General features: G+C 68.8%; 8 protein-coding genes. All 8 read left to right on the top strand.

Going from position 1 to position 12,125, the window contains the following annotated elements; genetic code table 11:
* Window positions 1-110: 110 nt before the first annotated feature.
* The 8 genes from VF092_14685 (at window position 111) to VF092_14720 (ending at window position 11,644) form a co-directional block, all read left to right on the top strand.
* Complete coding sequence (locus tag VF092_14685) at window positions 111-3,155, top strand: ribonucleotide reductase N-terminal alpha domain-containing protein (GenBank protein HEX6748541.1); 3,045 nt, start codon at window positions 111-113, stop codon at window positions 3,153-3,155.
* 89 nt (window positions 3,156-3,244) lie between these two features.
* Window positions 3,245-4,312, top strand: coding sequence for a DNA adenine methylase (locus VF092_14690; protein HEX6748542.1), 1,068 nt, complete (start codon window positions 3,245-3,247; stop codon window positions 4,310-4,312).
* Window positions 4,313-4,318: 6 nt separating this feature from the next.
* On the top strand, window positions 4,319-5,170 hold the full coding sequence (locus VF092_14695; protein HEX6748543.1) for a hypothetical protein: 852 nt from the start codon (window positions 4,319-4,321) through the stop codon (window positions 5,168-5,170).
* 107 nt (window positions 5,171-5,277) lie between these two features.
* Window positions 5,278-5,853: a TIGR02265 family protein gene (locus VF092_14700; GenBank protein ID HEX6748544.1), complete on the top strand. Its 576-nt coding sequence runs from the start codon at window positions 5,278-5,280 to the stop codon at window positions 5,851-5,853.
* A 114-nt stretch (window positions 5,854-5,967) separates the two neighbouring features.
* The gene (locus tag VF092_14705; protein HEX6748545.1) at window positions 5,968-6,570 is read left to right on the top strand and encodes a superoxide dismutase family protein; all 603 of its coding nucleotides are present in this window, start codon (window positions 5,968-5,970) and stop codon (window positions 6,568-6,570) included.
* 234 nt (window positions 6,571-6,804) lie between these two features.
* Window positions 6,805-9,894, top strand: a complete 3,090-nt coding sequence (locus tag VF092_14710; protein ID HEX6748546.1) for a CHAT domain-containing protein — start codon at window positions 6,805-6,807, stop codon at window positions 9,892-9,894.
* A gap of 132 nt (window positions 9,895-10,026) precedes the next feature.
* On the top strand, window positions 10,027-10,806 hold the full coding sequence (locus VF092_14715) for a hypothetical protein (protein HEX6748547.1): 780 nt from the start codon (window positions 10,027-10,029) through the stop codon (window positions 10,804-10,806).
* Window positions 10,807-10,918: 112 nt separating this feature from the next.
* Window positions 10,919-11,644, top strand: a complete 726-nt coding sequence (locus VF092_14720; protein HEX6748548.1) for a hypothetical protein — start codon at window positions 10,919-10,921, stop codon at window positions 11,642-11,644.
* Window positions 11,645-12,125: the final 481 nt, after the last annotated feature.

Here is a 12,125-nt window from a genome sequence, read left to right on the forward strand (position 1 = left end):
CCACAGCGTAATCGTAGGCGCCGCAAGGCGTTTTGAGCTTTTTCCACAGCGCGTAGCGCGCCGGCAGCAGAACCCGCGGTCCAGTGCCCGCAACCAGAGAGGACGCTTCGATGAACCCTCCCACCGCCGTTCCGTCCGTGGCCGACACCCCCGTGGCCGCACCCCCCGCCGACCTGCCGCGGGCCGAGCTCTCCGACAACGCGCGGATCGTGCTCGCCAAGCGGTATCTCAAGAAGGACGAGTCGGGGAAGCCGACGGAAGAGCCGGAGGAGATGTTCTGGCGCGTGGCCTACACCATCGCCAGCGCCGACCGCGGCTACGGCGCGGCCGAGGACGAGATCGTCGCCCTCGCGCGCGAGTTCTACGGGCTGATGACGCGGCGGCTGTTCGAGCCCAACTCGCCCACGCTGATGAACGCGGGGCGCCCGCTGGGCCAGCTCTCCGCCTGCTTCGTGCTGCCGGTGGAAGACGAGCTGTCGAACGGGCAGAGCGGGATCTACGACACGCTCACGTCGATGGCCATGGTGCACCAGTCGGGCGGCGGCACCGGCTTCTCGTTCAGCCGCATCCGCCCCGAGGGCGACCACGTGCGCAGCACCACGGGCGTGGCCAGCGGCCCCGTGTCGTTCATGTCGCTCTACGACGCGTCGACGGAGGTGGTGAAGCAGGGCGGCACCCGGCGCGGCGCCAACATGGGGATCCTGCGCGTCGACCATCCCGACATCGAGAAGTTCATCGACTGCAAGCAGGACATCACCAAGATCACCAACTTCAACATCTCCGTGGCCATCACCGACGCGTTCATGAACGCGGTGGAGCGCGGCGAGGCGTACGAGCTGGTCAATCCCCACGACAACCAGGTGGTGGGGACGAAGGACGCGCGCGCCATCTTCGACAAGATCGTGGAGAACGCGTGGCGCACCGGCGAGCCGGGCGTGTTCTTCATCGACCGCGCGAACTTCTACAACCCCGTCCCCCACCTGGGCGCGTACGAGGCGACGAACCCCTGCCTCACCGGCGACACCCGCGTGCTCACCGTCGAGGGTCCCCGCCGCTTCGACGAGCTGGCCGCCAGCGGCGACGACGTCCTGGTCTACGCCTTCGACCGCCTGGCGCAGGCGCCGGTGATCCGCTGGATGCGCCGTCCCCGCCTGACGCGGCGCGACGTGGAGGTGATCGAGATCGAGTTCGACAGCGGGCTGACCGTGCGCTGCACCCCCGACCACAACTGGATCGGGCTGAACGGCGAGAAGATCCCCGCCGGCGAGCTGCGCGGCGGCGTGAGCGTGCGCGCCTACTCGGTGGCCCGCCTGCAGGAGCGCGCGGCCGCGGGGGTGGGGAACCACAAGGTCGTGGCCGTCCGCCTGGCGGGCCGCGCGGACGTGTACAACGGCACCGTCGACGACGTGCACACCTACGTCGTCGCGGACCCGCAGGCGGTGGAGGCGGGCGCGGCCTTCACCGGCGTCGTCTCCGCCAACTGCGGCGAGCAGCCGCTGCTGCCGTACGACGTGTGCAACCTGGGCTCGGTGAACGTGGGCGCCTTCGTGCGCGACGACGTGCCCGCCGACAGCCCGTGGTACGAGCGGGTGGACTGGAAGGAGTACCGGCGGGTCACGCGGCTGTCCACGCACTTCCTGGACAACGTGATCGACGCCAACCAGTACCCGCTGCCGGAGATCCACGACCTGGCGCACCGCATCCGCCGCATCGGGCTGGGGGTGATGGGCTTCGCCGACCTCCTCGTCCGTCTCGGCGTCCCCTACAACAGCGAGGAGGGGGTGGAGATCGGGCGGCGGATCATGGAGTTCCTGGACGAGGAGGGGAAGAAGGAGAGCGAGGCGCTGGCCGAGAAGCGCGGCACCTTCCCCGAGTGGGAGCAGTCGATCTGGGGGCCCGACGAGACGTGCGCCCGCGCACCCAACGGCGACCGCATCCGCCCGCTGCGCCGGCTGCGCAACTGCAACGTGACGACGGTGGCGCCCACGGGGACCATCTCCATCTTCGCCGGCTGCAGCTCGGGGATCGAGCCGCTCTTCGCCGTGGCCTTCATGCGCAACCAGGCCGGCGCCATGATGCCCGACGTGAACGAGGACTTCGTGGCGGCCGCGCAGGCGGGGGGGTGGTACAGCGAGGCGCTGATGGAGCGGATCGCCCGCGAGGGGCACATCCACTTCCCCGAGGTGCCGCCGGCCGTGCAGAAGGCGTTCGTCACCGCGCACGACACCACCCCCGAGTGGCACGTGCGGATGCAGGGCGGCTTCCAGGAGTACTGCGACAGCGCCATCAGCAAGACGACGAACTTCCCGCACGACGCCACCGTCGAGGACGTGCGCGAGATCTACGAGCTCGCGTTCCGGCTGGGGGCCAAGGGAATCACCGTGTACCGCGACGGCAGCCGCGACAACCAGGTGCTGTCGACGGGGGCCACCAAGACGCCGGCGCAGCAGCAGGCCGAGGCCGCCGAGATCGCCGAGGTGCGCGCGAAGGCGGCCGAGGCGTTCGAGCGGAGCGCCAAGCTGGAGCGCGAGGTGGCGCGGCTGCGCGAGGAGCTGAAGCAGGCCGAGTTCCGCGAGACGCAGATCCGCCGGCACAAGCGCAAGCGGCCGGGCGTGCTGCGCGGCACCACGCGCAAGATGACCTCGCCGCTGGGCGACGTGTTCGTCACCATCAACGAGGACGACCAGAACCATCCGTTCGAGGTGTTCGCCACCCTGGGCAAGGCGGGCTCGGTGGCCATGGCCGACGTGGAGGCCATCGGACGGCTGATCTCGCTGGCGCTGCGCTTTGGCATCCCGGTGAACGAGGTCTACACGCAGCTGCGCGGCATCAGCTCCGACAAGGCGATCGGCTTCGGCGCCAACAAGGTGCACTCGGTGCCCGACGCCATCGCGCAGGCCATCGGGCTGCGCGAGCAGGAGAAGGCGGGGATCCAGCAGGAGGCCTTCCCCGAGGCCATCGTGCAGACGGAGAATGCCGCGGACCTGGCGATGGGCGTGGCGCCGCTGACGGAGGCCGCCGGCCCGCCGCAGCTGACGCTCGACTACCACGGCGGCGAGACCTTCATGGGCACCTGCCCCGAGTGCAAGAGCCAGCTCGAGTTCGCCGAAGGCTGCATGAAGTGCCACGTCTGCGGCTTCAGCGAGTGCGGGTGAAGCGGGAATCACCAGACATGACGAGGTACTGACAGGCGGGCCTCCGGCGACTGCCGGAGGCCCGTGGTTGTTCAGCGAAGGGAGCGAAGATGGACCTGGCGCTGGATCTCGGGCTGGATGCCACCGCGGCGCTGCTGGCATCGACACCCCGTACGCAACGTTATCCGCGGCTGCGTTACATGGGATCGAAGTACCGCGTGGTCCCCCACCTCGCGGGGATCTTTGCGGACCTGCAGTTCGATCGCGCGCTCGATTCATTCAGTGGAAGCGGCGTGGTCGCGTACGCGCTGAAGGAGATGGGGAAGGAAGTCGTCGCGAACGATTTCCTGAGCTTCCCCTCCACCGTGGCCCGCGCCCTGGTGGAGAACAGCCACGTGCGCCTGGAGCGGGAGGATCTGGAGTACCTGCTTTCACCGAGCGAGGATGGCCGCGACTTCATCACCCGTACCTTCGAGGGACTCTACTTTCCTGCAGAAGATCATGCATTCCTGGATGCCGCGTGGTCGCACATCGACGCTCTGCCCCCATACAAGCGCGACCTCGCCATCTCCGCGCTCTGCCTTGCTGCGGCACGGAAGCAGCCGCGCGGCGTGTTCACCATCACCGACTTCCGTTACGACGACGGCCGTAGAAACCTGCGCACGCCGCTGCGAGACCTCTTCGTCGAAGCCGTTCGCGATCTGAATAATGCCGTGTTCGACAACGGGCGGGACAACCGCGTGATTTGCGGGGATGCCGCCGGGCTGGACCCGAAGGGCTTCGATCTGGTGTATTTCGATCCGCCGTACGCGCCGCCGAGAGACGACAGCGACTACATCAAGCGCTACCACTTCCTCGAAGGGCTCTCGGTCTACTGGCGCGGGCTCAAGATCATGGAGCGCACCGCCACGAAGAAGATCGAGAAGCGATTTACTCCGTTCGCCTACAAGCGCACGATCCGGAGCGCACTCACCGATCTGTTCCATCGTTTCCGCGACAGCATCATCGTACTGTCGTACAGCTCCAATTCCGTTCCGGGGCAGGACGAGGTCCATGAGCTTCTCGCGGCAGAGAAGCAGAGGGTGGATGTCCATACGATCCCGCATCGCTACTCGTTTGGTACGCACGCCGCGGCCAAGCGCAGGGTCGTCCAGGAATTCGTCTTCGTGGGAAGGTAGCCGTTGGTGAGCTCCGCCATCTCGTTTTCCGATCTGCTTTCATCGCTCGCCGATCTGGGGCGAGTGGTACGGGAAAACCCCGAGCTCCAGGAACGGATCCATTCGCTCGTCGAGGAGCTGCGGGTCGCGGGAGAACCGACCCGCGATTCGATCGCGGAGTTCATGTCGAGACATCCGGACTCGGTACCTGTACTCGCTACGGTCGCCGGACTCACGCGAGAGATGTTGAAGAATCAGCTGAGACACCGGATGGGAACCAGTAGCTGGAGCAAGCTGGCGCGGACGAATCCCTCAGAACTGGTCGACACCCTCGACGCGTTCGGGCTGGTCGCGCGGCTCGGGGAGCAGATGCAGCGAAGCTGGACGTTCGAGGATGTTCTGCTCGAGCGCTACCTGTGGTCGCAGCGCGGCGCATCCGGCGCCATCGGCAGAGGGAGGGGATTGGAAGATCAGGTGGAGGCCGTCGTCCGGCGCCTTGGCCTGCCCATGCAGTTGCGGACGCAGTTCAATGGACGGGGTGGCGCATCCGCCCCCTGTGACCTGGCGGTTCCCGCCGGGGGAGATCAGGCGCAGATCGTCGTCGCGATGAAAGGCTTCAACTCGACGGGAAGCAAGCTCAGCGACGCGGTGCGAGAGATCGTGGCGATGGCAGACGCCCGGCTACCGCATCAGTTTGTGTTCGCCGTGATCGATGGGATCGGCTGGAAGAGCCGCCAATCCGATCTGCGCCGCATCTACGCTCTGTGGGAACGCCGTTCCATCGACGGCCTCTACACCCTCGCCCATCTCGACCGCTTCGAGCAGGATCTCCGCTCGGCCGCCGCTCGCCTGTCGATTCACGCCGACGCACCTGCCTGACAGCGGCCACCATCGTCGTGCTTGACCCAGCCGAGGCAGGAATACACACTGGGATCACGCCGTCTGCAAGACCTCCCCCCTGCCACACCTGCTCCCGAGACACCCCCATGCAACAGATCAAGGGCACCATCCTGAAGTCGCGGCTCGGGTTCGTGGAGCAGCACTGGGGGCGCGAGGGGGTGGAGCGCGTGGTGGGCTCGCTCCCGGACGAGGACCAGAAGGCGCTGCGTACGGTGCTCACCGTCAAGTGGTACCCGTTCGAGATCGGCGAGCGGCTGGACGCGGCCATCGTGGAGGTGCTGGCCGGCGGGCGCAGCGAGGTGTTCGAGCGGCTGGGCGCCGCCTCGGCCGACGCGAACCTGACCACGCTCCACAAGCAGTTCCTCAGCCCCGGCCGGCCGCACGTGTTCCTGGGCAAGGCGCCGCAGATCTACGGCTTCTACTACGAGACCGGCCGGCGCACCTACGAGCAGACCGGCGACCATTCGGGGGTGATGACCACGTACGAAGCCGAGACCTTCAGCGTGCCCGACTGCCTGACGGTGGTCGGCTGGTACCGCCGCGCGCTGGAGATGTGCGGCGCGGAAGGCGTCTACATCGTCGAGGACGAGTGCCGCGCAAAGGGCGGCCAGGTGTGCCGCTACCGCATCGAGTGGAAGGACGTGGCAGGCGCGAGCGCGTAAGCCACGCGTAGCCTCCGGTACAATCCTCGCATCCCGGCGTGCGCGCCGGGGCGCCCGCGGTGGGCGCCGCGGCGCGCGTTGCTTACCGGCAACCTCGAGGATCGGGAGGGGGAGATGCGCTACGCGAGCGCGATCGTCTGCTGCTGCCTGGCGGCGGCGGCGTGCAGGGGGGATGACAGGCCGGACGAGACGGCCGCCGCGCCGGCCATCGACTCGGCCGTGGCGGGGATCACGGGCGACACCGTGCGCGACACCACCAACGCGGTCGGCGACACCACAGTCACCGCCACGGCCGTGATGCAGGACGCGGCGGGGAAGGAGCTCGGCACGGTGACGCTGACCGACGCCGCCGACGGAATCGCCGTGAGCGGCGCGATCACCGGACTGCCACCGGGCGAGCACGGCTTCCACGTGCACGCGGTCGGACAGTGCGCGCCGCCGTTCGAGTCCGCCGGGCCGCACTGGAACCCGTCGAGCAAGCAGCACGGCACGCTGAACCCCGCCGGCCCGCACGCGGGCGACCTGGGGAACCTGAACGTGGGCCCCGCGGGAACGGTGACCGCGGCCGGCACCACGCGTGGCGGCAGGCTGTCCGAGCTGCTGGACGCCGACGGCGCCGCGCTGGTGGTGCACGAAAAGGTCGACGACTACCGGACCGACCCGTCGGGCAACTCCGGCGCCCGCATCGCCTGCGGCGTGATCCAGCGCGCGCCCTGACGGATCGCCATCACCGAACGGTCGGGCGGCCGCCGCGGAGCGATCTCCGCGGCGGCCGCATCGTTTCCCGCACCTCCGTCGCCACCCCGATGACGGGGAAGGCTTTCCGTCATGGTTCCTTTACGTCGGCGGTCCGGGGGCATTATCATCAGTTTCCATCCATCCTTCCGGCTGGCTCCTGTCCGTGCGGAGCTGGCGGCCGGTCGTTCGCGCGGCGGTCCATCCCCCCTCCCGATGCGCTCCCGTTCCCTGCAGCTCGCCGGAATCGTCGCTGCGCTCCTGCTCGCCGCAGGCGGCGCCGCGATGTGGCTGCACGGCTCCACGCGGCCGCCCGCGCCGGCCGAGCTTATGGAGGCGCTCTCGCGCGCAGGGGTCACGCGTGGCTTCGGGCCGCGGCTTTCCATCCAGGTGGAATACCGGACGTGCCGCCAGGTGTACGGGCCTGATCCGGGCGTCCCGATGACGGAATGCCCCGCCGACACCCCTTCCGCGCGGCTGCGCCGAACCGTGGGCCGCGCCAAGGCGCGGGTACGGCAGGGTGCCGACCCCACGGCCATGCACGTGGTCGCGCTCGGCGACCTTCTCTCCGCGGGCGACCCTGCGCTCGAGCGCGCCATCTCCGTGCTGCAGTCGGTGGCGCTCCTCACCGACGCCCCGGCCGATGCGCTGTCCGACCTCGCCGCGGCCCATCTGGTGCGCGCCGAGCGGAGGCAGTCTCCGCGCAACCTCCTGGAGGCGGTGGAGGCGGCCTCGCGCGCGCTGGAGGCGGACTCCGGGCACCCTGCGGCCCGGTGGAACCTGGCCTACGCGCTCACACGCCTCGGCGTCGACGGAGAGGCGTCGCGAGCGTGGGCCGCCTATCGCGCCGTCGACTCCGTCTCCGGGTGGGGCCGCGAATCGGGTCGGTGGGCCGGCGGGCTCGCCGCCGCCCGCACATCGGGTCGCGGCGTATCGCCCCAGGAGGAGGCGGCACGAGGGTGGATCGGCGAGCTGGGAGCCTGGGCAGACGCCGTGCAGCGCGGCGATTACGCTGGCGCCGAGGCGCACCTTCGCGCCGCGGAGATGATCGGCAGCGCCCTCGAGCGCGGCGGGCGTGACGCGACCCTGGCCGACGCCGTGCGCTTCATCCGGGTCCACGAACACAGTCGTCAGCAACTGCGCCCGCTTGCGGAGGCACACCGCGACTACGCGCGCGGCCGCGCGCTCTATGACGCGGGAAACCGCAGGGAAGCCGCACCCTGGCTGGAACGAGCCGCCTCGTCGCCGGCCGCTTCGCCGGCATTGCGGGAGTGGGCCTCGCTCTTCCACGCCGCCACCCTCGTCTACGGCGGCCGCAAGGCGGCGGGCGAACGGGTGATGCGCGGGGTTGCGGCCGGCTGCGACACCCTTCGCGCGGCCGCCCTGGCCGGGCGAGCGTACTGGATGCTCGGCACGACGCTGAACCAGGCGGGCCACCTGGAGGGCGCGCGGGCAGCCTACGAGACCGCGGCGCGCTTCCTCGCCCGCGCGGGTGAGTCGGAGAACGAAGGCACGGTCCAGTACCTCAAGGGCGAGGTAGAATTCGCGGCCGGCAATGCCCTCGGCGGATACGAGCAAGCCTACCGCGCACTTCGAACGCTGCGGCCGTACCGCGCTTCGAGGTGGCTGCACAACCAGCTGCAGGTGGCGGCAACCGCTTCCGCGGCCGCCGGACTGCCGCGCACCGCCATCCTGCTGCAGAACGAGAGCCTGGAGGTGGGACGAAGGACGGGAATCCCCATCTACGCCGTGGAGGCCCTGCTCGCCCGCGCGCAGTTGCTGTCGGCGGCGGGAAGGACGGTCGAGGCCCGGGCCGACGTGGATTCTGCCAGGACCCGGATCGCCGGGCTCGCACCGGAAGAGAAGGCCTGGGCCGAGGCCGACCTTCGCCTTGCCGAGGCGCGCCTGGTGGGAGAAACCGCACCGCGCAGGGCAGCCGACGCGCTGGATCGGGTGGTGGCGTCGCCCGCATCGACCCAGACGGTGCAGCGAGAGGCCGCCGCCCGGCTCGCCCGCGCGGACGCGCTGCTCCGCATTGGCGATCCCACCGCGGCGGCGGCGGATCTGGAGCGCGTGATCTACCTCGTCGACAGCTTGCGTGCCGTGGCCCGGAGCGGCTCGCTCCGCGCGTCCCTTGCCGACCTCGCCCGCGGTGTCTTCGACCGCATGGTGATGCTGCAGGTGAACACGTCGAGCCCTGAGCGGGCGCTCGCCTACCTGGAGCGTGGGCGCGAGGCGTTCGCGCCCCTCGGCCGCGGCGCGGGAACGGCCGCGACCCTGCCCTTGCCACGAGGCGGCGAGGCCGGGATCGAGTACGCGCTGATCGGTGACACGCTCCTGTCCTGGGTGGTGGATCGTACCGGAGTGCGGCTGACGCGGACGTCGGTCGATCGCGAACGGCTCCTGCAAACCACCCGGCGCGTGAGCGCGGCCTTGCAGGCGGAAGCCGACGAGGAGAGCGTCGCGGAGGACCTGGCGTTCCTGTACGGCTTGCTCATGCGCCCGCTGCGCGGTCTGCCAGACGGACCCGGCGCCGAGATCGTCATCGTGGCTGACGGGGAGATCGCCGCCATACCGTTCGCGGCGCTGCGTGATGGGCCGAAAGGACGATACCTGGTGCAGGATCGAACGCTTCGCTTCGCCGCGACGCTTCACGATGCTTTCGGTACGGTCGCGCGCTCCGATGCGCCCCGGTGGCGGACGCTGGTGATCGAGCCGGGCGACGCGGCGGCTCGCGCAGCCGACCTGTCACCGCTGCCGACCGCCGCGCGAGAGGCCGCTTCGATCGCGGCGGCCTATCCCGTCGCCCGCATCATCTCGGGCGACTCGGCCACTCCCGAGGCAGTGACCTCCGCGATGGGTCAGGCTGCGGTGGTGCACTACGCCGGGCACGCGGTGTTCGACGACGAGCGCCCCGAGCAGTCGTTCCTGGCGCTCGCACCGGGAGCGGGAATGGGCGGCGGACGGCTGACCGCCACGGACATCGAGATGCTGCGGCTCGACGCGGTGCGCCTGGTGGTGCTCTCCGCCTGCGAGACGCAGCGCGCGCAGGACCGCCGGTCCGGAGGCTTCTCCGGCCTCACCGCCGCGCTGATGCGGGCCGGGGCCGGCGGCGTGATCGGCACGCTGTGGAAGGTGGACGACCGGCTGGCGAGCCCGCTCGTGACGGAGTTCCACCGCGCCTACCGCACCAGTGGAGACGCGTCGCAGGCACTCAGGACCGCGCAGCTGCGAATGCTGGCGAGCCCCGACGCCGCGCTCCGCTCGCCCGCGGCCTGGGCGGCGTTCCGGTACTCGGGTTCGTGACGCCTGGTACGCGAAGGATTCGAACCCGCACATGCCAGGGCGCGGCCAGTCACATCCCACCCCGTGTCCCTCTATATCGATTGCCCGTCTCCTGAAGGATTTGGTCCCTTCCCTTCTCGAAAGGACTGTACGATGCCAAGCCTGAAGATCACCTTTCACGGCCTCTGCATGTTCGCCCCTCAAGGCAACGACGTTGTACACGTCCTGATGCCGGCGACTGGCGGCGGTCCGCATGAGCACCACGCATTCATGCGCTATGATCGCAAGCAGGAAGATCCTCCGAAGCTCGGCGGCCGGATCGTCCCTCTGGTGAAGCACGACCTGCTGTTCGACGGCGTAACGAACGGCCTCGCGGTCCTGACGTTCGGCGACGGGGTCCCCAAAATCACCGACCCCGCCAAGAAGCTCGTCCCCAAGGACCATGTCGGGAACACGCCGGACAAGCTGAAGCTCCAGGCGCGCGTGGCCCTTCTGGCAGGGGAGGTCACCGACATCGGAGAGCTTGCCTGTTGGAGCATCAAGTACATGGAAGATGGGGAGGAGAAGGAGAAACGGGTCACCATGACGGACTACGTCGAGTGGACCTGGGATCTCATCGGAAGCACCGTACAATGGTCCACTTCCGACCTTGGTTCAGGCGTTCCGAACGGCTGGACGAAGCTTGTGGCCGACGGCAGCGGAGTCATTTCCGTTGATGTTCACCACGTGCACTTCATGCCGGACAAGCCACCATTCCCCGGTCTTCCGGCCCCGCATTTCGATTTTTTCTACAAGCTGATCGGCAGCAACAACGCAAAAACTCCTACGCTCGTGGGTTCGGGTCATTGCGACGAGCAGTTGAAGGGCTTTGTTCCCGCACTCAGTGCCACGCTTTATTCCTGCATGATCGCGGCGGGGGAATTGGAGCCGTGACCCCAGCGTCCGCCTGCACTTTCTCGGCGCTTTTTCCGGGCTGGCCAAACGCAGACCGTGTTCCTGGCTGAGGATGCCCGTTTTTCTGACATGGTTTCCAGAGGAGTTGGACATGCCGCAGTTTACGCTGAACGTGACCTTTCACGGCCTGTGTCTCTTCGTCCGGCCGTCGCCAGGCCACCCGGAGATGTTCGTGCTCTTTCCCAAAACGCCCCGTCCTGATGTCCCAAAACACGACCTGGACATCAGGTTCAACGGAACGCCCGAGACGCTGAAGCAGGGCGAGGAGCTCCGGTTCCTCAATCTGCCGGGAAACGGCGGTCCGACCACACTTCCAGCGGGAGTTGCGAACCTGAAGGCGGGCTACGTCAGGCCGGTCCACGGCAGCCATGTCGGGCCCAATCCGAATTCGAACCTGCGCGCGCGAGCCCTGCTTCCCGATGGAAGCCTCACCCCGGGAGCGGAACGGGATTGCTGGAGGATCGGGACGAGGGAGGAGGCGATGACGGACCACGTCCTGTGGTCGGCAACCGTTCCCGATGCCAGCGAGCTCAGGTGGGCCGTGCACCGCTTCAACGGGTCGTTCGTGCGCGAGCTCCCCCCCGTGCCCGCCACCGGCGGCGAAGTCCGGATCGCCATCAACCATCACGACCCGGAGAGCGAACCCATCCCTCGGCCCGACCCAGGATACGAACCACGCCATTTCGCAGCCTACCTTGCGCTGCTGCATCAGGGCACCGGCCTCCCGCTTCCGCGCCTGCTCGACGAGTGCCCCTCGCTGCGGCCCCCCGAGAGCGCGTCGCTCTACTCGTGCATGGTTGCGGGGGGAGAACTCTAGCTGCCTTTCCGGTCCCGGAAGCGAGGTCGTTGCCTCGAAATGCGAAGGCGATGCAGTTCCGTTTGACTCGCGGGCCGCCGCGGAGCGATCTCCGCGGCGGCCGTTTTCGTTTGATCCCCATACGTCACCGGCCGCGACAACTTGCTGTCGGGCAACGGGTTGGCGAAAACGCGGGGCGGTGTTATCTTTTACGGACCCAATTGGCTCCGGCCGTCGATCCGCGCGAGCGGCGACGGCCGGAGTCGCGTTCTTCCGGGCGGAGGACGCTCGCACCGCGCGGAGCGCCGTTCGTCCCACGCGTCCCGCCGTTCGTGCCACGCGCAGTGGCACCGCGGCGAAATCCTTAGAGAATTCTAACGCGCCGGGGGAAACCCGGCCGTCCGGCACCGCGTACACGGGGCCGGCGGCCATGCAACCATCCCCGCCGGACACGTATCTGAAAGGAGCGTTCCGGCACGCATCGCCCGGCCGCATCGGGACA

This window comes from Longimicrobium sp. (assembly GCA_036377595.1).
Lineage (GTDB): Bacteria > Gemmatimonadota > Gemmatimonadetes > Longimicrobiales > Longimicrobiaceae > Longimicrobium.

Excerpts from the sequence above, each read along its gene's own strand:
- VF092_14700 (HEX6748544.1), top strand. The coding sequence starts at position 5,278 with ATGCAACAGATCAAGGGCACCATCCTGAAGTCGCGGCTCGGGTTCGTG.
- VF092_14690 (HEX6748542.1), top strand. The coding sequence starts at position 3,245 with ATGGACCTGGCGCTGGATCTCGGGCTGGATGCCACCGCGGCGCTGCTG.
- VF092_14720 (HEX6748548.1), top strand. The coding sequence starts at position 10,919 with ATGCCGCAGTTTACGCTGAACGTGACCTTTCACGGCCTGTGTCTCTTC.
- VF092_14705 (HEX6748545.1), top strand. The coding sequence starts at position 5,968 with ATGCGCTACGCGAGCGCGATCGTCTGCTGCTGCCTGGCGGCGGCGGCG.
- VF092_14715 (HEX6748547.1), top strand. The coding sequence starts at position 10,027 with ATGCCAAGCCTGAAGATCACCTTTCACGGCCTCTGCATGTTCGCCCCT.
- VF092_14685 (HEX6748541.1), top strand. The coding sequence starts at position 111 with ATGAACCCTCCCACCGCCGTTCCGTCCGTGGCCGACACCCCCGTGGCC.
- VF092_14710 (HEX6748546.1), top strand. The coding sequence starts at position 6,805 with ATGCGCTCCCGTTCCCTGCAGCTCGCCGGAATCGTCGCTGCGCTCCTG.